The organism is Pontibacter sp. 13R65, from assembly GCF_047525655.1.
In the GTDB taxonomy this organism is placed as follows: Bacteria; Bacteroidota; Bacteroidia; order Cytophagales; family Hymenobacteraceae; genus Pontibacter.
On sequence record NZ_JBLIQL010000001.1, the window covers coordinates 244,598 to 264,141 of the forward strand.

The 19,544-nt window shown below is 48.3% G+C and carries 18 protein-coding genes; 8 read left to right on the plus strand and 10 right to left on the minus strand.

What is annotated here, in order from left to right; genetic code table 11:
* Positions 1–11 precede the first annotated feature (11 nt).
* Complete coding sequence (locus ACMA1I_RS01080) at positions 12–992, minus strand: FKBP-type peptidyl-prolyl cis-trans isomerase (protein ID WP_337066379.1); 981 nt, start codon at positions 990–992, stop codon at positions 12–14.
* 26 nt (positions 993–1,018) lie between these two features.
* Positions 1,019–2,038, minus strand: coding sequence for a bifunctional oligoribonuclease/PAP phosphatase NrnA (locus ACMA1I_RS01085; protein ID WP_337066380.1), 1,020 nt, complete (start codon positions 2,036–2,038; stop codon positions 1,019–1,021).
* A gap of 249 nt (positions 2,039–2,287) precedes the next feature.
* On the opposite strand from ACMA1I_RS01085, the gene ACMA1I_RS01090 reads away from it, so the two are divergent.
* The 3 genes from ACMA1I_RS01090 (at position 2,288) to ACMA1I_RS01100 (ending at position 3,864) form a co-directional block, all read left to right on the plus strand.
* Positions 2,288–2,707: a nucleoside-diphosphate kinase gene (locus tag ACMA1I_RS01090; RefSeq protein WP_337066381.1), complete on the plus strand. Its 420-nt coding sequence runs from the start codon at positions 2,288–2,290 to the stop codon at positions 2,705–2,707.
* Between the two features lie 88 nt (positions 2,708–2,795).
* A complete protein-coding gene (locus ACMA1I_RS01095) occupies positions 2,796–3,191 on the plus strand; it encodes a hypothetical protein (protein ID WP_337066382.1) in 396 nt (131 codons plus the stop codon).
* Positions 3,192–3,195: 4 nt separating this feature from the next.
* The gene (locus ACMA1I_RS01100; protein WP_337066383.1) at positions 3,196–3,864 is read left to right on the plus strand and encodes a hypothetical protein; all 669 of its coding nucleotides are present in this window, start codon (positions 3,196–3,198) and stop codon (positions 3,862–3,864) included.
* 141 nt (positions 3,865–4,005) lie between these two features.
* Here ACMA1I_RS01100 and ACMA1I_RS01105 read toward each other — a convergent pair whose 3' ends face one another.
* Positions 4,006–4,308, minus strand: coding sequence for a LysM peptidoglycan-binding domain-containing protein (locus tag ACMA1I_RS01105; RefSeq protein WP_337066384.1), 303 nt, complete (start codon positions 4,306–4,308; stop codon positions 4,006–4,008).
* A 222-nt stretch (positions 4,309–4,530) separates the two neighbouring features.
* On the opposite strand from ACMA1I_RS01105, the gene ACMA1I_RS01110 reads away from it, so the two are divergent.
* A complete protein-coding gene (locus ACMA1I_RS01110; protein ID WP_337066385.1) occupies positions 4,531–4,947 on the plus strand; it encodes a hypothetical protein in 417 nt (138 codons plus the stop codon).
* A 545-nt stretch (positions 4,948–5,492) separates the two neighbouring features.
* On the opposite strand, the gene ACMA1I_RS01115 is transcribed toward ACMA1I_RS01110, so the two are convergent.
* The 3 genes from ACMA1I_RS01115 to dxs form a co-directional block, all read right to left on the minus strand.
* Positions 5,493–6,668 (minus strand): MFS transporter, encoded by a 1,176-nt coding sequence (locus tag ACMA1I_RS01115; protein ID WP_337066386.1) that lies wholly within the window; start codon positions 6,666–6,668, stop codon positions 5,493–5,495.
* Positions 6,669–6,715: 47 nt separating this feature from the next.
* Positions 6,716–7,504, minus strand: a complete 789-nt coding sequence (locus ACMA1I_RS01120; protein WP_337066387.1) for an alpha/beta hydrolase — start codon at positions 7,502–7,504, stop codon at positions 6,716–6,718.
* Between the two features lie 276 nt (positions 7,505–7,780).
* A complete protein-coding gene (gene dxs / locus ACMA1I_RS01125) occupies positions 7,781–9,703 on the minus strand; it encodes a 1-deoxy-D-xylulose-5-phosphate synthase (protein WP_337066388.1) in 1,923 nt (640 codons plus the stop codon).
* 363 nt (positions 9,704–10,066) lie between these two features.
* On the opposite strand from dxs, the gene ACMA1I_RS01130 reads away from it, so the two are divergent.
* The 3 genes from ACMA1I_RS01130 (at position 10,067) to ACMA1I_RS01140 (ending at position 13,264) form a co-directional block, all read left to right on the plus strand.
* Complete coding sequence (locus ACMA1I_RS01130) at positions 10,067–10,834, plus strand: segregation and condensation protein A (protein ID WP_337066389.1); 768 nt, start codon at positions 10,067–10,069, stop codon at positions 10,832–10,834.
* Between the two features lie 119 nt (positions 10,835–10,953).
* A complete protein-coding gene (locus ACMA1I_RS01135; RefSeq protein WP_337066390.1) occupies positions 10,954–12,015 on the plus strand; it encodes a lysylphosphatidylglycerol synthase transmembrane domain-containing protein in 1,062 nt (353 codons plus the stop codon).
* Positions 12,016–12,121: 106 nt separating this feature from the next.
* A complete protein-coding gene (locus ACMA1I_RS01140) occupies positions 12,122–13,264 on the plus strand; it encodes an FAD-dependent monooxygenase (protein ID WP_337066391.1) in 1,143 nt (380 codons plus the stop codon).
* A gap of 470 nt (positions 13,265–13,734) precedes the next feature.
* Here the strand turns inward: ACMA1I_RS01140 and ACMA1I_RS01145 are convergent, their stop codons facing one another.
* The 4 genes from ACMA1I_RS01145 to ACMA1I_RS01160 all read right to left on the minus strand — a co-directional run bounded on the left by ACMA1I_RS01145 (position 13,735) and on the right by ACMA1I_RS01160 (position 16,822).
* Positions 13,735–13,983: a hypothetical protein gene (locus tag ACMA1I_RS01145; protein WP_337066392.1), complete on the minus strand. Its 249-nt coding sequence runs from the start codon at positions 13,981–13,983 to the stop codon at positions 13,735–13,737.
* A gap of 158 nt (positions 13,984–14,141) precedes the next feature.
* On the minus strand, positions 14,142–15,080 hold the full coding sequence (locus ACMA1I_RS01150; protein ID WP_337066393.1) for a DUF808 domain-containing protein: 939 nt from the start codon (positions 15,078–15,080) through the stop codon (positions 14,142–14,144).
* A 410-nt stretch (positions 15,081–15,490) separates the two neighbouring features.
* Positions 15,491–16,480, minus strand: a complete 990-nt coding sequence (locus tag ACMA1I_RS01155) for an aspartate-semialdehyde dehydrogenase (protein ID WP_337066394.1) — start codon at positions 16,478–16,480, stop codon at positions 15,491–15,493.
* A gap of 186 nt (positions 16,481–16,666) precedes the next feature.
* On the minus strand, positions 16,667–16,822 hold the full coding sequence (locus ACMA1I_RS01160) for a hypothetical protein (RefSeq protein WP_337066395.1): 156 nt from the start codon (positions 16,820–16,822) through the stop codon (positions 16,667–16,669).
* A 13-nt stretch (positions 16,823–16,835) separates the two neighbouring features.
* On the opposite strand from ACMA1I_RS01160, the gene ACMA1I_RS01165 reads away from it, so the two are divergent.
* A complete protein-coding gene (locus ACMA1I_RS01165) occupies positions 16,836–19,424 on the plus strand; it encodes a lamin tail domain-containing protein (RefSeq protein WP_337066396.1) in 2,589 nt (862 codons plus the stop codon).
* Positions 19,425–19,544: the final 120 nt, after the last annotated feature.

Here is a 19,544-nt window from a genome sequence, read left to right on the forward strand (position 1 = left end):
TAAAAAAGTATTTATTGTTTCTCTACATCAACTAGCTCAATATCGAAGCGCAGGATAGAGTTGGCCGGCATGTCTGGGCCTTGCTCACGTGCACCGTAAGCTAATGGCGAAGGAATAAGCAACGTAGCTTTGCTGCCTTCTTTCAGCTGTGCAATGGCATCGTCCCAACCCGGAATTACCTGTCCGCGACCTAACGGGAATTTGAAAGGATCGTTCCCTTCAGAAGTTTCGAGCTGCTTACCGCTCAGGTTAGACAGCTTGTAGTGTACTGATACCAGGTCACCTGCTGCTGCCTGCGGGCCTTGGCCAGCTTGTGTTACAGTGTAATATACGCCAAGCGGCGACTTTTGCACATTAGATAACTTCTGCTCCTGTACATACTTCTGAATAAGGGTGCTGTCGGTTTTCAGCTGGGCCACCATGGCACTATCAGATTTCAGGTTTTTCAGCATTTCGGCATGTTCCTGCTTCTGCATGTTTTCCATTACTTCCTGCTGGTAAGCCTCGGCCTGGTCGCGGTTCATAACGCGGTCTACTTTAACAAAGTAAGTAAGATCAGAGCCTTGCTTTATAAATGGAGGAAGCGGTTGCTTGTAAGTATGCGCAAAAAGAGAGTCTGCATTAATCTTGAAAACAGCACTGTCACCGTCAGAAAGCATCATCAGGGCTTCTTCTAAGCCGCCTTTCATGCTTGGCTCCACAATAGGTAGCATGGCCGGGAAAGCAGGCTTTTGAGTACGTGTGTCTACCAGAACAGAGTCTTCGGCATTTTTCAGAGTCATATGAAAAGAGATGATCTGACCCATGCGGGCGCCGGAGGTGTCGGTGTCGGCTACTTTGCCTTTTGCCTCATATTCCCCTTTGTCATTTAATTTATAGATTTTGTATTTCAGTCCGTTTGCTGAAGTCTGAAATTCATCTTTTTTGTTACAAGCCTGGAACAAAAGTGCACCAGCTATAACTGGCAACAAAAGTTTGGTTTTAAATAGCATTGCTTATAGGTTGAAAATTATTTGTTTTAATTGTTGCTGCTAAGCAGTTCGTTTTTATAAAGTGGGAGCAGGCTCTCGAATTTTGCTACAGTGGCATCCAACGATTCGTAAGATATGCCGCCGGCCGCGTTGCGGTGGCCGCCTCCGCTAAAGTGCTGGCGCGCAAATTCGTTTACCGAAAAATTGCCAACCGACCGGAACGACATTTTTATCGCTTGGCTCCGATCTATAATGATGGCAGCAAACACAATGCCTTCAATAGACAGCGCAAAATTTACAAGCCCTTCAGTATCGCCGGTTTTGGAGTCGTATGCCTTCAATTCTTCAGCCGTAATGGCAAAATAGGCCGTGTTGTACTCGCGTAGCACCACCAGCTTGTCTTTTAAGGCATAACCCAGAAAGCGCAGGCGCAGTTCCGAGGAGCTGTCATAAATAAGGCGGTGAATGTTAGAGGTATTTACTCCTATATGCAACAGGTCGGCAATAATAAGGTGCACGTTTTTGGAGGTGCTCGGGTGGCGGAAAGAGCCGGTGTCGGTCATAATGCCAGCGTATAGGCACTCACCAATTTGAGTATCTATCATGTCGGCATCGCCCATGGCCTTAATCAGGTCGTATACCAGTTCGGCGGTTGCGGCGGCAGCGCTGTTAGAGTAGTCCAGGTCGGCAAAGTTCTCGGGTTCCAGGTGGTGGTCTACAAGTACTTTTTTGCCTTCGGCTTGCCGAATATACTCACCCATTTCATTAATGCGGGAGAGAGCCGAAAAGTCGAGGCAAAAAATCACCTGCGACTCAGAGATGATGCGGCGCACCAGGGCGTCATTCTTATCGGAGTACACCAGCACATCTTCGTTGCCATGCATCCAGGCCAGAAAGTTAGGGTAATCGGAAGGGGTGATCACCGTTACGCGATGCCCTTTCTTTTTAAGGTAGCCTGCCAGACCCAGCGATGACCCCAATGCATCGGCATCCGGTTTGTGGTGTGTTGTGATCATCACCTCTTTAGGCTCTTTTAAAAGCTCTTTTAGAGCATTAATATCGTGCATACAGCCAGTTATAACTCCTCTGATTAATAAGGAAATAAGTTACAAATTTGAGAATAAATAACTTCTAATGCAATTAAATTGCTCCTACAGGCTCTTTTACACGCTTATTTTATGGCCCGCCGGCATCTTACCTTTGTGTAAAGTAAACGCCAAAACTAGGTTACTATTGGTAGAATTCACTACTTTTGCAGCGCTATTGGGCAGGCACCAAAACGAGTATCTACTTAAAAATTATAACGAATAACAGAAATGGCAGGAAACAAAACATTTACCATGATTAAGCCAGATGCAGTGGCTGAAAACCACATTGGCGGTATCACTAAAATGATGGAAGAAGGCGGGTTCCGTGTAGTAGCGATGAAAAAAACGCAACTGACTGAGGAGCGTGCCGGACAATTCTATGAAGTGCACAAAGAGCGTCCGTTCTACGGCGACCTTGTAAAGTACATGTCGTCTGGACCAATCGTGGCCATGATTCTGGAGAAAGACAATGCTGTAGAAGATTTCCGTAAGCTGATAGGCGCTACAAACCCTGCCCAGGCAGAAGAAGGCACCATCCGTAAGGTATATGCCAAGTCTATAGAGGCAAACGCTGTACACGGTTCCGATTCTGATGAGAATGCGCAAATAGAAGGCGATTTCTTTTTCGCTGCTGACGAGCGTTTCTAGTCAAAAATAAGGTACATAAAAAAGCCCACTGCACCAGGTTGTGCAGTGGGCTTTTTTATGTACCTTATTTTAAAAATATAACGCAGCTATGAAACATCTCTACTGCCTGGTAACCTTCCTGCTGGTACTGCCCTTAGGTAGTTGCCAGACAACAACTCCCGAACCAGACTTCTCCGGAGTGCAAAACCTAAATTTCACCATCACAGCCAAATCGAACCTTCTGCTCAGTGCCGATGCGATTTCGGTTCATCCCACCATTTTCCAGGATATGGTATATGTAGATGTAAGTTCGCTCGGGAACGACCCGGTGGTGGTGTATGTGTCGGATGAAAAGGGGAAGTACAGCAAGAAAATAGAGTTGCCACAAGGAGCAGGCGAATACCACACAATGATTAACTTCCAAGGCATGCCAAAAGGCATTTATGTGAGCGAAGTGCATTTCAACGGTAAGGTGAGCCGGTATAGGTTAGTAAAAGCAAATTAGCAGGATGAGAACGATTTTAACCATACTGGCCCTGACTATTTCGGTGATGACCTACGGACAGCAACTTAACTGGGGCCTTACAGGCAGAGCAGGCGCAGTAGCAACCAGTACTAAAGCCAGCCAACCAGTCGCGAACGCACCTGGAGCAGACTACACCTATAAAACAGGACTACAACTAGGAGTAGGAGCTTGGGCAGAAGTATCGGCAGGAGAAAGAGCTGCTATACAACTCATGCTTTTGCCAACCATCAGGAGGCAGCATGCCGGCGAAATTTATGTGCTGGACCCAAACCGGAACCCCATGGCCGATGCCAAATCGATTAACCTAAGCCTGATGGCGGCCATTAGTGCACTTTACCTGCACCAGCTCACCGACCGGTTTTCTGTTGGTGCAGGCATAGGCACTAATGTGCACCTGCAAACCAAAACAAAGGTGCACTTAGATGGCGCGCTTTTTATAGGAGGCGAAGACGTAAACGAAGTTTACAATAATTATAGCTACAGGCGCTTCCCGGTTTACTTGCCACTAGAGCTGCAGCTAAAGCTAACTGAAACCACGGCGCTTGTGGGGCAGTTGCAGGTAGGGGTAAGTAACAAACTGGCTGCTTCCGAAACTGACTTTAAAGAGCGGGATCGTGTGCTGCAGCTAGGCCTTAACTACAGGCTACACTAACACTAGAGGTATTTTGCACTCTTTTAGCTTTGGAAGGTAATTTTAATTAGAAGAATTCAGTAGCACCAATCCATTTAAACAGGCAGCGGCAGGCTCTTCTTATGTGTAGAGCCTGCCGCTGCCTGTTTTGCTACAAAGCGCTTACCTCGGAATTACAAACTGCTGGCCTGGTTTAATCAGGTCGGGGTTAGAGCCGATAGTAGCTTTGTTTGCTTCGTAAATCTTTTTCCAGGCGCCAGCATCACCATAAAACTTCTTGGCAATTTTAGAGAGTGAATCGCCGCCCGAAACAGTGTACACATCCTGCTTTGGGGCTTCAGCCTGTGGGGCTGCTTGTGGAGCCGGTTGTGTAGCAGCCGGAGCTGCCGCCGGTTGAGGAGCTTTGGCCGGAGCACGTTTTATTGGCTCTTCTTTTCCTTTCTTAAAAAAATCACTTAGTCCCATATGTAAAATAGCTTAAATCAAAATTATACGATTAAATGTACAGGTTTTGTCCTGTTACATACTTGAGTAATACGCCAACTTTTGTAGTTGGTTCTGATGAGGTATGGTTCAGGCAAAGTTGTGTGCTCGTACTAACTTAATCGTAGTTTTACCCGTAATCACTCACAGCCTGTACTGCTTAGGTGGCTGCAGGCAAAAGTTATATTACTAAACTTGCTAACTATGGAAAATTTGAAATCAAGAATGAGCCAATTGTATACTACTTTGTTTGCCATGCTAATGCTGGTGATGGTAAGCTGTGGTGGAAACGAGAAAGTAGGCACACAAAATATGATATCGGGTAACAGCAGCAAAACCTGGAAAGCCGAGAAATCACTTAATGCCTCCGGCGATAAAGAAAAGCTGACAAAAGAAGAGAAGGCGGAAACTATGCAGTTTTACTCCGATGGCAGATTTGCCCTTGGTGGCGGCGGTTCGCTGCAAACAGGCACCTGGTCGTTTGATCAGTCGGCTAAGCGGCTTTCGCTGCAGTTTCAGGGAGACGATGTATCGGAGAATTTTGATGTTGAGCAGCTCACCGAAAAAGAGATGCGCCTGGTAGGACAAGATGGAATCAAAATGGAGCTAAAGGCCCAGTAATACGTATAGCACAAATCAAAAGAATGAAGCAGCGGCTGGCAGAAATGTTAGCCGCTGTTTTGCGTTTGTACAGGTTTGCCAGCATTAACAGTATGGCGGTTCTGTTAAAACACCCCTTGCGTAACTAGTCCTTATTTTACCTCCGGAAGGCCCTTTTCATTAGAAGAATTTTTAAGAAAGCTAATCCCAGAAAATGTTTTGCAGCGGGAGGCTACAAAGCAAATACCTGAGCCAGGTGCACCCATTGACAATTTTTTGTTTGAGCGTTCAGCGAGTGGGGGTGGAGGTGCCCCCTTTAGACAAAATCGTCCTGATTTTACTTGTTCTTTTTGTATCAAGGCAAAAAGAACAAGTAAACAGGCAATGAAACTGCTTCACCCCGCTGTCACAGCTATGCAAGTGCTATACGAACTTAAACACAAAAAGACAGCTATTGCTCATACTTCTCGCCCACAAGATCCCTTCAGGAAGACAAAAAGAAGTAAGCGGTTGTGCTACTCACTACCACACAAATACCAAAGGATACTTGCTGCTGGCGCGGCATTTTATTTAGAGAGCAGGTGGCGAAGTGAGAGCAGGCCCAAAACAGGGCCAATAGCCAATATAGGTAAAACAGCATGCGGCGGAAATGACCTGAGCAGGTGCGCCATCAGCTGTATGCTGCCAATGGTAATGGCAAAGCCGATAGAAATGACCACCGTAATGGCGGTACCAACCAGGTGAATCGGAGCTGTTTGGGCTGTAAGCGTAGAAAGCTGTGGTGAGTCTCCGGCCGCCACTACACCCCAAGCCAGCAAAAACAGCAGGATGAGTACTGGGGCCTGGGCCTGTAGCACCACCACCGATAGCAGGCAGCACAAGCCCGACAGCAGAAGCTGCCAGAAAGCTACTTTGCTGCTCCCCCAGCTTTGTGACAAATAACCTCCGCCCACACAGCCAATAGCGCCGGCGGCTATTACGGCAAAGCTCCACATAGAAACCTGCTCCGCCGGCAGGTGCGGCAATGCAAAAGCAATAATAAAAGGAGCAAATGCCCAGAGTGTATACAACTCCCACATGTGCCCGAAATAACCAAAGGCAGCATTACGAAACGCCCGATCGCGGAAAGCGAGCAGCAGGTTAGCAGCCTTGAAAGCAGCGCCCTTTTTAAGGTAAGGCCCGTCAGGAACGAATGCATACATGAGTATACCACCGGTAGCTGCCAGTCCGCTTACCAATAGCAGGAGCATGCGCCAGGGAAGTAACGTATCAAAGGCCCTTAAGAAATGCGGAAAGGCTGTGCCCACCACCAGTGCCCCCACCAGGTAACCAATAGCTCTGCCCAGACCCTGGCTGTACCAGCCAGCCGCTATCTTCATACCAACCGGGTAGATGCCTGCCAGCAGGAAACCTGTAAGCGCGCGTAGCACCAACACACTTGCCAGGCTACCGGCAACGACCGGCACCAGCGCATTGGCGCCAGCGCCGAGCAGCGCGCAGAGCAGAAACAGGAGTCTTGGAGAAATTCTGTCGGCCAACGAAAAAAAGGCAAAGAACAGCGTACCGAAAATAAACCCCAGCTGCACGGCGGATGTCAGTGGACCCAGCGCTGCATCCTGCAGGTTCATAGCCTGTTGTAGTTCCGGCAGCACCGCGTTGCCGGCAAACCACAGAGAGGTGCCGGCAAACTGCGAAAACACAATGGTGGGTAAAATGCTTCTGGGGGTAGAGGCTCTCTGCAAAGTTATAGGTGCATAAAAACGGAACGATGATACTGACCTTAAAGCATTTATGCCTGACTGCCCGCGTAAATGGTTTCGGCGAATTTCTGCAAGGCCTGTTGTGTTTCGGTTTTGCGTTCAAACATGCCCATATGGCCTGTTTGGCCCAGAAAATGCACGGTGCTATTGTAAGGCAGGTGGCATTGCTCCAGCGCTTTTTCCAGCGGTACGGCACCGTCTTCTTTTCCAAAGATAAACTGAACCGGTATGGCTAGCTCCTGCAGCACCTGCGTGCGATCGGGGCGGTCGCGCATGGCTGCCAGTGCGCCTGTTATAACTTTTTGTGGAGTCTGTTTGCCGATGGTTTTCATCAGTTCAATTTCGTTTTTTAACTTTTCGCGGTTGCCTCTGAAAAACAGTGGTTCAATAAACGGGTTGATAAAATTATCGACCCCATGCTGCTCTACATACCCTATGGTCTTGTTGCGGTTTTCTTTTTTCTCGTCGGTATCGGGTAGGGCGGAGGAGTGGAAGAGGCAAAGGCCCTTGAGTCGGTCTTCGTATTTTTCGGCAAAAGCCATGGTTACATAACCGCCCATAGAGTGCCCCACCAGCAGGCATTGCTGCACCCCCAGCTCATCGAGTTGCTGTTTTACGTCTTCGGCCATGCTCTCCATGCTGTAGCTGCTGTTGTTTTGGGTATTATTGCCGTGGCCGGGCAAATCGAGGGCTATCACGCGGAAGTGTTGTTGCAGGGGCTGCGTAAAAGCCTCCCACACCTGCTTGCTCTCGCAGAAGCCATGCAGAAATACAATGGTATGGCCTGAGCCAGTGTCGGAGTAGGTTTTGTTTTCCATAGTGGTGATGTTCTTGAAAGTGTAAATTAAAAAGATTTCTGCAGAAATAGCAGGAGCCTCTTGCAGGTTACTGCTATGGACTCATCCTGAGCTTTGCCAGCTTCAGACAGAATTCTGCTAATGAAAATGGCCTTCCGGAGGGAAAAAATGGCTTTCTACCTCTGGGTACCAACAGTGCCTTTCCTAAAACCAGAACCGCCAGCACTTCTGCAGTGCTGGCGGTTCTGGTTAGTTTATAACTCAGTCAAAGCTTTATAAGCTCTTATAATTATGTTTTTAGATTTTAATTTTTACACGAGCGGCCACCAATTCCCGTACTGCTGCTTCAATGGCAGCAGGGTCGAAACCAGCTTCGTGGTGCAGTTCTTCCTGTGAGCCATGCTCAAATATTTTATCGGGCATGCCAAGGCGTTTTACCTGGGCGGTATAGCCATTATCGACCATAAACTCTAACACGGCACTGCCAAAACCACCTTGCAGACAGCCATCTTCAACGGTTATTACTTTGTCGTATTTGCTAAAGATGTGGTGCAGCAGCTCCTCATCTAGTGGTTTGGCAAAACGCATGTCGTAATGACCAGGCGTAATACCTTCGAAGCTTAGCTTTTGGCAAACGCTTACCGCATAATTGCCAATATGGCCAAAGGTAAGCAAAGCTACTTCTTCGCCTTCCTGTACGGTGCGGCCTTTCCCAATCTCAATTGCCTCCAGCGGGGTGCGCCACTGTGGCATTACACCTTCGCCACGTGGGTACCGAATGGTAAATGGTCCTGCCCCTTCCTGAGTGGCTGTAAACATAAGGTTGCGTAATTCCTGCTCATTCATGGGAGCCGAAACTACCATGTTCGGAATGCACCGCATAAATGCAATGTCGTAAGCACCGTGATGTGTAGGGCCATCTGCTCCTGCAAAACCTGCGCGGTCGAGACAGAAAACCACCGGGAGGTTCTGCAGGCACACATCGTGCACTACTTGGTCGTAGCCACGCTGCATAAACGTGCTGTAGATGTTGCAAAACGGAATAAGACCTTGTGTAGCCAGGCCTGCAGAAAACGTAACCGCATGTTGCTCGGCAATGCCTACATCAAAAGCACGATCAGGCATGGCCTTCATCATGATATTGAGCGAGCAGCCAGATGGCATGGCAGGTGTTACACCCATTACCTTCGGGTTCTGCTCGGCCAGCTCTACAATGGTGTGGCCGAATACATCCTGGTACTTAGGAGCCTGAGGTGTGTCGTACTGCTTCTTGTATATTTCGCCTGTAATTTTATCAAACAGGCCAGGTGCATGCCATTTAGTTTGTTCTTTCTCGGCCTGGGCAAAGCCTTTGCCCTTGGTCGTCAGAACATGCAGTATTTTAGGTCCTGGTATATGCTTCAGGTCGTTGAGGACAGAAGTCATATGGTGGATGTCGTGTCCATCTATAGGTCCGAAGTAGCGGAAGTTCATGCCTTCGAACAGGTTACTCTGTTTCATAAGAGCCGCCTTTACGCCGCTTTCTACCTTAGACAGTATTTGCTGGGCATTAGGACCGAACTTGCTTATTTTACCGAGTATGTTCCATATTTCATCCCGCATTTTATTATAGGTGCGGGAGGTGGTAATATCGGTGAGGTATTCGCGGAGGGCACCTACATTGGGGTCTATGCTCATGCAGTTGTCGTTGAGCACTACCAGCAGGTTGGCGTTGGCTACGCCAGCATGGTTAAGTGCTTCAAAGGCCATGCCGCCGGTCATAGCGCCATCCCCGATTACAGCTATATGCTGTCGTTTGTTTTCGCCTTTGTACTGCGAGGCTACCGCCATGCCCAGGGCTGCTGAAATGGAGGTGCTGGAATGGCCTACGCCAAAGGCATCGTACTCGCTCTCTTTGCGTTTAGGAAAGCCGGAAAGGCCGCCGTATTTGCGGTTTGTATGAAAAATATCTCTGCGACCAGTTAAGATCTTATGGCCGTAAGCCTGGTGGCCCACATCCCATATCAACTGATCGTAAGGTGTGTTAAAAACATAATGGAGCGCTGTTGTGAGCTCTACCACACCCAGGCTGGCACCAAAATGCCCGCCATGAATGGAAACCACGTCTATGATATATTGGCGCAGCTCCTGACATACTTGCAACAATTGCTCCTCCTTCAGTTTCCTGAGGTCGGCAGGTTTGTCTATGGAGGCAAGCAGCTCTCCTGGTTTAAGAATCATAGAATTGTCTTTATAGACTGCTAACAAATAATTTCAGCAAAAGTTTGCGCTGGGCAGGCTTCGTTTGTATGGCAGTAATCTACTTTTATAGTCAAAATGTAAAGTTAAATAAATTTAACAATATGCCATTCTTAAAACTGTCTTTCCTCTTGCAGTACTTTTTAATCCGGCCGGCCAAAGCAATGTGTTTCAGTAGCTTTTGGCTAACAAATGTTAAAGTATACAGGCCTTGTGGCATAATAGTTTAAATCCTGAATTTTAAAAGAACTCCCACTGTTACGAGAGCCGGTTGCTACCGTTATACTGAAATTACTTATTTTTGTAGCAAGTGTAGCATGTTACGCTTAAATAAAAGCTATATAGGTGAGTTTCGAGATAAAATTACCGTTGTTTGAGGGGCCGTTCGACCTGTTGCTCTTTTTTATTGAACGTGACGAACTGGACATTCATGATATTCCTATCTTCCAGATAACAAATGAGTTTGTAGGCTACATACGGCAACTGGAAAAGCTGAACATTGAGGTCGCCAGCGATTTTATTCTGACGGCGGCTACACTTATGCGCATTAAGGCCAAAATGCTGCTGCCGCGCACCGAAAAAGACGAAGAAGGCAACGAAATTGATCCGCGCCAGGAGCTGGTGCAGCACCTGCTCGAGTACAAACGGTTTAAAGACATTATACCCGACCTCAGCACCATGGAGGAGCAACGCCTGGCCCAGGAAAACCGTGGTAACATAAACGAGGAGCTGCAGCAGATTGCCAATGCCAACCACTTCGAGTATGAGTTGCAGGACCTGAGTCTTTACAAGATTATGCGCGTGTTCGACAAAGTAATGCGTCGCTTTGAAGAGGAGCAGAACCACCCCCGGCACACCGTTATTACCTATCCCTATACCATCGAAGACCAAAAAGAGTATATCCTGCAGGCAATAAAAGCACGTCAAAGCATGTCTTTTTCAGAAGTTATTTCCGCTTTTCCTAATAAAATTGGTATGATTTTTAACTTCCTGGCCATACTGGAAATGCTGCAGCTCAACCTGATAGGCGTAGAAGTTGGCGATGGCTTTAACGACTTTGTACTTAAGGTAGCAGCGGGAGAAGCAAACCAAGTAACAGAACTGCGCTTGTAGGAACACGTTATACTGTAAAACTGCTGGGTAGCCAGTGTTTCTCAAATCAGAATCTTTTAGTTTCTTTGCCTGCCACTTACAAGTAGTTGCTGTCGTAGGCAGGTGACCACTACACCTACATGGACCAGAATAAAAAGACAATACTCAAGAGTTTCAGCCCTGTTAAAGTCCTGATCCCGGTTTTGCTTGGTCTGGCGGCTACAGCCTGGCTTTTTATTAAGGACGATCGGCTGAGCGAGCTGAAGGGCATAACGCAGGCGCACCCAGGCTGGCTTCTCGCCGCCGTGCTCGTGCTCATTATCCGCGACCTGGGCTACATGTACCGCATCAGGAGCCTCACCGATAAGTTTTTGACCTGGCGCAACAGCCTGGATGTAATTATGCTCTGGGAGTTCGCTTCGGCTATAACACCCTCGGTGGTAGGTGGTACTGCTGTAGCTACTATTATCCTGAACAAAGAAGGCATACCCCTTGGTAAGTCGCTGGCTTATGTCATGTTCACGGCTGTGCTCGACAACATGTTTTTTATTGTGGCGGCGCCGCTGGTGCTGCTAGCTACACAAGGGCAGGTTTTCCCCACTTTCGATCTGGAGCCTTCTTTTGCGGCGAACTTGCAAATGGCTTTTTACATTAGCTATGTACTTATTGCTGTGTATACCCTCATCATGATCTATGCGCTGTTTGTAAGGCCTCGAGCGTTTAAGTGGCTTCTGCTAAAAGTAACCTCCTGGGGTTTTCTGCGCAGATGGCGGGTAAATGCTTTTCAGCATGGCAACGAAATTATGTGGGCATCACAGCAGCTCAAAGGCAAAGATTTCAACTACTGGGCCCGTGCCATTATCTCTACCGTGTTTGTGTGGAGCGCCCGTTATTTCCTTCTCAACTGCCTGATCGCTGCCTTTACTGATGTAACAATTGGAGAGCATATGCTCATTTTGTCGCGCAACCTTATCTTCTGGATTGTAATGCTTGTGGCGATAACTCCGGGTGGGGCAGGTATTGTAGAAATGGCTTTCCCGAGCTTTTTCGGCAGCTTCCTGGGGCGCTTCAGTACTATTGTGGTAGTGTTATACCGTTTAATTACCTATTACCCTTACCTGCTACTGGGCTCTGTTTTTCTGCCAAGGTGGGTAGCAAAAGTATTTGGCAGAGCAGTAGCAGAGAAGGAGTTGCGCCACTAAGCACCACTCCGGGCCAGCATGGCAACCAAATTATTCTAATGAAATAGGCCTTCCAGAGGCAAATGTGGGTGTTTTGTCCCTATAGTGGTCACGATAAGTTTCAGCTATGCAAGTAATTGTTGTAGGAGGAGGAATAGGTGGTTTATGTGCGGCACTTGCGCTTCAGAGAAGTGGCATAACGGCTACCGTATATGAGGCAGCTCCGGAACTGAAGCCGGTGGGCGCAGGGGTAGGCCTGGCTGCCAATGCGATGCAGGGCCTTTCTCGTTTGGGAGTGGCAGAGGCAGTGGTAGCACGGGGCAAGCAACTGGAGGCGCTTAATATTTTTGATGAGCGCGGCAACATCATCAGCAACATGGATACCCGCCCGCTGAGCAAAAAATATGGCCTAAACAACTTTGTTATACACCGGGCCGACCTGCATGCTGTGCTGCACCAGCACCTGCAGCCTGGCTCGCTCTACCTGAACAAGCGTTGCCTGCAAGTGCAGCAGCAGGGGGAGCAAGTGGTGGTAACCTTTACCGATGGCTCCAAGGCAACTGCCAATCTGCTTATTGCCGCAGATGGCATACACTCACTTATACGACAACAGCTCTTGCCGCAGCACCAGCCCCGCTATGCCGGTTACACTTGTTGGCGTGGCATTGTCGAAAATCCGGGTGTGGCCATCAACAACATGATTTCTGCTGAAACCTGGGCACCTCAGGGGCGGGTAGGCATTGCGCCGCTGCAGCACAACACCATTTACTGGTACGCTTGTATAAATGCACCCGCTCAAAATGAACATATGCGCCAGCTTACACCGATGCAACTGGCGGAGCATTTCCACGATCTGCCGCCTGCTATACCGGCCATACTGGCTGCCACAAAGCCTGAACAACTCATCTGGGGCGATATTGCCGACCTGAAGCCGCTGAAGCAGCATGTTTACGGGCGCGTGGTATTGCTGGGCGATGCGGCGCATGCCACCACGCCTAACATGGGCCAAGGCGCCTGCCAGGCTATAGAAGATGCCGTGGTGCTGGGGCAATGCCTGCAGCAGGAGCAGGATGTTGCCTTTGCCTTACATCATTACCAAAAACGCAGAATAGCCCGCACGTCCAAAGTTATCCGATTGTCACGTATACTGGGGGAGGTGTCGCAGTGGGAGAACCTGCTTTTGCGCCAGGTGCGCAATTCCGCGTTCCGGTTCTCGCCAAAAGTGCTCACGCAGAGTCAGATGGAATGGTTGTATCAGGTAGATTTTTAAGAATGGCTGCCTACAACTCTGCTTTAGAGGGTGGGAGAGAAGACAGCAGGTGCTACGAAGATGGAAACTTATCTGGACTAGAACTCCTAATTATACCTCCGGAAGGGCATTTTCATTAGAAGAATTTAATTCTTGCAACAGCTCATAAAAAATATATTGCGGCAGGCAACAACAGAGTGATCACCTCTACCAGGTGCACCATTTGAGGCTCCACTGTTTGAGCGTTCAGCGAGTTTGGAGCATCTTGATTTTTTTGGTTCTTTTTGTATCAAGACAAAAAGAACAAAGACACTTGCAATGAAATAGCTTCACTCCACTATCCCAGCAATAGCCGCAACTATGTTATCTTAGACTGACATTGCAGTTGCCTCTCGCTCACAAGAACCTTATACAGGATGGCAAAAGTGGAGTGAATCTAGCGTCAAGAATTTATAAATTACCGCACAACTTGAGTTAAAATGTTGCTGATGTTAGCACTCGGCGTCTAATACGTTCTTAACGTCAATCTTATCTATATATGGGTCTAGCACGGCCACTGCATTTGCCGATTTCTTAAACGTGCTGATGACCTGCGCCTCCTTCCCGGCCCAAAGCTCCACAAACAAACCATTTAAGGAGTAAAGAGTTACCTGCCATCCGTTGTAAGTTCGTCGGGCCAGCAAGGTTCCGTCTTTCGCTAAAGATTCGGTCTGGCTTCGTAGCGGAAGCCTCTCAAACATCGAATATTCCAAAGTGCTAAACAATTATCGTCCGTTATAAATAAGTTTGAAGGCGGGAAATTAGTTTCATTTTTGGCTTTCTTACATACTTATCTGCTTCGGATTTGCCGTGCATGCCGCTCCTGCAGCATGGAGTTATGGCTTGGCCAGTTTACAGTTTAGCTTACAGGTTGTTTTTTCTTTTTCAGGCTGCTTACCAATGCCACTACTTTGGCAATAACAGCACCTATTACCAAACCTGCTATAGCACAAGCCAGTGCTTTGGCAATCCAGGCCAGAACCGGTACATTTTCCAGCGCATGCTCCAGGTTATGCAGCGCGTGGCTTGTAAAAGGAATGCCATGTGCAATAATTTCTGCTCCTACCCACAACATAGCCACTGTTCCGATATACCCAAGTGCCTTTAAGAAACCAGGCATAATTTTAACCAAACCCTGCCCAAATTTCCTGACCTGCGGATGGTGATTTTCTTTGGCCATGTGCATGCCAATATCATCGGCTTTTACAATAAGCCCTACAAACCCATAAACAGCAATGGTAATAAAAATGGCCACAGCCAGCATAACGGCTATCTGAGTTGTTAACTCTTTGTCGGCTACCGTAGAATACGTAATAGCTACAATTTCCGCAGAAAGAATAAGATCGGTACGGACTGCTCCTTTTACTCGTGTTTTCTCTAATTCTTCGGGTGTAATTACCTCTACTTCTTCGCTGGAATGAGACTGGTCATCAGCATGGTGTTTGCTAAACATGGAATGCACTTTTTCATAGCCCTCGAAACACAGAAAAGCACCCCCTACCATTAAAATTGGACTTATAGCCCAAGGCGCAAAGAAACCAAGTAGGAGGGCTGCCGGGCTAAGTAAGATCACCTTGTTGAGCAGCGACTTTTTTGCGATCTGGTATATAATAGATAGCTCCCGCTTAGGGTCCAGGCCCACTACATATTTAGGGGTAACAGCAGTATCGTCTATAACAATACCTGAGACCTTACCTGTGGTCTTTGCCACCTGGGCAGGTACATCGTCTAAGCTGGCCGCACTGACTTTTACCAGGGCAGCTACGTCATCTAATAAAGCGAGAAGTCCGGAAGCCATTGATTGCTATTTTAGGTTTATTTGCCTGCTACTAAACAAGAAAAGTACCTTGCCATAACGGCCCCGGTGCTTTAAAGTTTAATATGCAATACATAGCAAGTAAAGCATAATTTGCCGGACTTATACTACTAAGAGAGCATCAGTAGAAAAATTTTCAGTGTAAAGTACCTGAATAATGAGGCTGTGTTTTTTTTGCGCCTGGCACAGTGCCAGAAGGGATTGCCAGGAAAGCGGAATAAAATCGGATGTGGAAAGAGAGATTTATCTGCCCTAATAAGCGTTGAACTGACAGAGAAGTGGGTTATACCGGTGAATTAAACAAAAAAGCTGCCCTGTTTCCGAGGCAGCTTTTTTGTTATTAAAATGTTGTTGTTCCTTAAAACTGACACCAAAAGGTTTAACTTCTAAAATTAAACAAGCTCGTGCTTCATCAGGTACTCTGCAATTTGCACGGCGTTGGTAGCGGCACCTTTGCGAAGGTTATCGGCTACAATCCACATGTTAACGGTGCGAGGCTGCGTTTCGTCCAGGCGAACACGGCCCACTAACACTTCGTCTTTGCCATGGGCATCTTTTGGCATAGGGTACTCCAGGTTCTTCACGTTGTCTACTACTTTCACGCCTTCTGTCTCGTTCAAGATGCGGTAGATGTCGTCCAGAGAGAAATCTTTTTCAAACTCCACGTTTACCGACTCAGAGTGACCACCCATTACTGGTATGCGCACTGCTGTAGCCGTTACACGAATAGAGTCATCGCTCATGATCTTCTTAGTTTCGAGGATCATTTTCATCTCTTCTTTGGTGTAGCCATTGTCCTGGAACACGTCGATGTGTGGCAGCACGTTCAGGTCGATAGGGTATGGGTATGCCATATCGCCTTCTTTGCCGGCACGCTCGTTCATGAGTTGGTCTACAGCGTTTTTGCCTGTGCCCGTTACCGACTGGTAAGTGCTTACCACAATGCGTTTGGCCTTCAACTCCTGGTGCAGGTTGTTCAAAGCCACTACCATTTGAATAGTAGAGCAATTGGGGTTAGCTATAATTTTATCTTCTTTGGTCAGTTCTTTAGCATTAATCTCCGGCACCACCAGCTTTTTGCTAGGGTCCATGCGCCAGGCAGAAGAATTATCTACTACCACGGTGCCCACTTCGGCAAATTTAGGAGCCCACTCTGTAGATGTGCTGCCACCAGCTGAGAAAATCGCAATTTGCGGGGCAGCCGCAACTGCGTCCTGCATCCCGATAACCTTTATCTGTTTACCCTTAAACTCCATCTGTTTACCAACAGATCTTTCTGAAGCAACTAACAATAATTCATCCACCGGGAAGTTTCTTTCTTCCAGCACTTTCAAAATTTCGCCGCCAACAAGTCCTGTGGCGCCTACAACTGCTACTTTCATGTTTAAAGTTTATAAATAAATAGATAAATGGTTTTTATGTGTTAATGTAATGGATGTAGTTTTAGTTTAATATAGAGCTATGTTTTTGGCAAAACGCCAGTACTTTAATCTTATCTGTTTTAGAACTTCAGTTCCTCCGCCAATTTAAATTTTGGCACTATAACCTTACAGGTTACCATACCAAAATTACACCGTCTCCCGTAAAAGTCCCAAAGCAAACAGCTTTTCTTTATAAGCTATCTTTAGCGTGCCTATCGTTGAGCGAGCAGGTCGGGCTTTCGCCTGTACTTCTCGCCCCTGCAGGCTGGGGGCGTGCGGGTTGCAAAGTAAATAAGTTTTCATCACAAATCTACACATGAAACAAACTTTACTCATTCTCTTTCTGCTATTTCCATATTTTTTGAGCGCCCAGCTCCTCGAAACCTTCTCAGATGGTAACTTAAGCCATAACCCCACCTGGTCTGGCAACACCGAGAGCTTTATAATTAATGCGGCGGGGCAACTGCAGAGCAATGGTCCCGCCGTTACGGGCTCTACGCTGGTACTCACCACACCATTGCAGGCCGTAACTGGTACGGTATGGGAATTTTGGGCTAACCTGCGACTAGCCACCTCCTCCGGAAACTACGCCGATATTTTCCTCATCTCCGACTCCGATGACTTGAGCGGCAACAACAGTGGCTATTTTGTGCGCATTGGTGGCACCCCCGACGAGGTAAGCCTTTTCAGGAAAGACAGGGGCAGCAATCCTGTTTATGTGATAAACGGACAAGACGGCACCATTGGCAGCAACACCAACAACGTAGTGCGGGTGCGGGTAACGCGTAGCATCAGGCAGGAGTGGCACCTGGAAATTGATCTGACGGGGCAGGGACAGAGCTATGTGAGCCAAGGCACCGCCACCGATGCCACCTACACCCGCTCCGGCTACTTTGGTATTCTGCTCCGCTACTCCTCCGCCAACAGCCGCAACTTTTATTTCGACGATATTCGCGTAACTGACACTGCTCCGCCTGTTTTAGAAGCTGCCCAAACATTGAGCCCAAACCAGTTGGAACTACGCTTTAACGAGCCGCTGGCTCAGCAGCAGGCCATCAGCACTGCCAACTACACCCTTAACGGCAACCTGCAACCCACAGCTGCTACTCTAACCGAGGCTGGTACGGTGCAGCTGCAATTTAGCCAGTCCTTCAGCTCGGGCACCAACATCATCAGTATTGCTAATCTCTCCGACCTCTACGGCAATACCCTGGCAGAGCCGGTGCAGAGTAGTTTTTCTTTTGTGCTGCCTCCGGTGCTGCCCGGTTACAACGAGTTGCTGATTACCGAAATTATGGCCCGCGAATCTCCGGCTGTTGGTTTACCTGCTCAAGAGTACATAGAACTTTACAACCCCACCAACCGGGTACTAACGCTGCAGGGAATCCGGTACTCCGATGCCACTTCTACTACCACGCTTCCGAATGTGCAATTGCAGCCGGGGGAGTATGCGGTGGTGGTGCCGAATAACCAGGTGCAGCACTTTACACAGTTTGGCCGCGCCATCGGCATCAGCAATTTCCCGAGCCTGAACAATACCGGCGAACTGTTGCAGCTCCGACAGCCCAATGGCCGCCTGATCTATGCCGTCAGTTACAGCGATACCTGGTACAAAGACAACACCAAGCGCAACGGAGGCTGGAGCCTGGAGATGATAGACGTAGGCAACCCATGTGCAGGCATCGATAACTGGATGGCTTCTACTGATCCGCGAGGTGGCACACCGGCTCAACCAAACGCTGTTGCCACTTCTAACCCCGACACTACACCGCCCCAGCTTTTAGATGTAACAGCCACTGCCCCCGACAGGCTTCTGCTCCGCTTCAACGAGCGGCTCGACAGCGCACAGGCAGCAACGGTTGGCCGCTACAGTCTTAGTCCGGCTCTTGGGGTTGCCAATGCACAGGTGCAAGGGCCATTGTTTACTGATGTGGTACTGCAACTGGCAAGCCCACTACAGGAGCAGCAGCTGTATAGGTTGTCGGCAACCGGCATGGTAGACTGTGCCGGGAACCTGAGCAACCAGCCCTTGCACGCAAGCTTTGCTTTGCCCTCTGTGCCTGAACCTGGCGACGTGGTTATAAACGAGGTGCTTTTTAACCCACGCACAGGAGGCGTAGATTTTGTGGAACTCGTGAACCGCAGCAGCAAGTACCTGAACCTGCAGAACTGGCAACTCGCCAATGTCAGCAACGACAGCGTAGCTAACCGCCGCACCATTACAGGCGCCAACTACGTGCTGGCACCGGGGCAGTATGTGGTGCTCACCTCTAATCCTGAAAACATCAAAATGAATTACCCTGCTGGCCGCGAAGAAACATTTTTGCGTATGGCCAGCCTGCCGGCTTACCCCGATGCGGCCGGTACAGTGGTGGTGCTGCAACCCAATACCCGCATTGCTGATCGCTTCGATTATAACCAAAACATGCACTTTGGCCTGCTCGATGACCTGAATGGTGTGTCATTGGAGCGGATACGGCTGGAGGGACCAACCACTGGCAGTAATTTTCATTCGGCTGCCAGTGCCGTAGGCTATGCCACTCCCGGTTACCTGAACTCGCAGGCGCAGGAACAAATGGCGGCAGCCAACATTTTTAATGTAGAGCCTAAAGTATTTACACCCGATGGCGATGGCCTGCACGATTTTACCACCCTTAACTACAGCACCGATAAAACCGGCTTTATGGCCAACATCACCGTTTTTGATGAGCGAGGCCGCGAAATTCGTAAGTTGGTTCGGAATGAGTTACTGGCTACCAATGGCTTTTTTCGATGGGATGGCTTACGTGAAGACGGTACCAAAGCCGCTATCGGGTACTACCTGCTCTACATAGAGCTCTTCGACCTGGAGGGCCGAAAAAGTGTGCACAAGGAGAAGGTGGTAGTGGGAGGAGTGTTCAATTAGTTAAGAGTTAGAAGTTATGAGTTAAGAGTTCTAAATGGGAAAGTCACTCTCAGTAAAACCATTTAACTATCAACCAAATCAGATTATTCTAATAAAAAAGGCCTTCCAGAGGCTGATTTA

Excerpts from the sequence above, each read along its gene's own strand:
- ACMA1I_RS01135 (WP_337066390.1), top strand. The coding sequence starts at position 10,954 with ATGGACCAGAATAAAAAGACAATACTCAAGAGTTTCAGCCCTGTTAAA.
- ACMA1I_RS01120 (WP_337066387.1), bottom strand. The coding sequence starts at position 7,504 with ATGGAAAACAAAACCTACTCCGACACTGGCTCAGGCCATACCATTGTA.
- dxs (WP_337066388.1), bottom strand. The coding sequence starts at position 9,703 with ATGATTCTTAAACCAGGAGAGCTGCTTGCCTCCATAGACAAACCTGCC.
- ACMA1I_RS01105 (WP_337066384.1), bottom strand. The coding sequence starts at position 4,308 with ATGGGACTAAGTGATTTTTTTAAGAAAGGAAAAGAAGAGCCAATAAAA.
- ACMA1I_RS01080 (WP_337066379.1), bottom strand. The coding sequence starts at position 992 with ATGCTATTTAAAACCAAACTTTTGTTGCCAGTTATAGCTGGTGCACTT.
- ACMA1I_RS01145 (WP_337066392.1), bottom strand. The coding sequence starts at position 13,983 with ATGTTTGAGAGGCTTCCGCTACGAAGCCAGACCGAATCTTTAGCGAAA.
- ACMA1I_RS01140 (WP_337066391.1), top strand. The coding sequence starts at position 12,122 with ATGCAAGTAATTGTTGTAGGAGGAGGAATAGGTGGTTTATGTGCGGCA.
- ACMA1I_RS01165 (WP_337066396.1), top strand. The coding sequence starts at position 16,836 with ATGAAACAAACTTTACTCATTCTCTTTCTGCTATTTCCATATTTTTTG.
- ACMA1I_RS01110 (WP_337066385.1), top strand. The coding sequence starts at position 4,531 with ATGGAAAATTTGAAATCAAGAATGAGCCAATTGTATACTACTTTGTTT.
- ACMA1I_RS01095 (WP_337066382.1), top strand. The coding sequence starts at position 2,796 with ATGAAACATCTCTACTGCCTGGTAACCTTCCTGCTGGTACTGCCCTTA.
- ACMA1I_RS01160 (WP_337066395.1), bottom strand. The coding sequence starts at position 16,822 with ATGAAAACTTATTTACTTTGCAACCCGCACGCCCCCAGCCTGCAGGGG.
- ACMA1I_RS01085 (WP_337066380.1), bottom strand. The coding sequence starts at position 2,038 with ATGCACGATATTAATGCTCTAAAAGAGCTTTTAAAAGAGCCTAAAGAG.
- ACMA1I_RS01155 (WP_337066394.1), bottom strand. The coding sequence starts at position 16,480 with ATGAAAGTAGCAGTTGTAGGCGCCACAGGACTTGTTGGCGGCGAAATT.
- ACMA1I_RS01100 (WP_337066383.1), top strand. The coding sequence starts at position 3,196 with ATGAGAACGATTTTAACCATACTGGCCCTGACTATTTCGGTGATGACC.
- ACMA1I_RS01150 (WP_337066393.1), bottom strand. The coding sequence starts at position 15,080 with ATGGCTTCCGGACTTCTCGCTTTATTAGATGACGTAGCTGCCCTGGTA.
- ACMA1I_RS01090 (WP_337066381.1), top strand. The coding sequence starts at position 2,288 with ATGGCAGGAAACAAAACATTTACCATGATTAAGCCAGATGCAGTGGCT.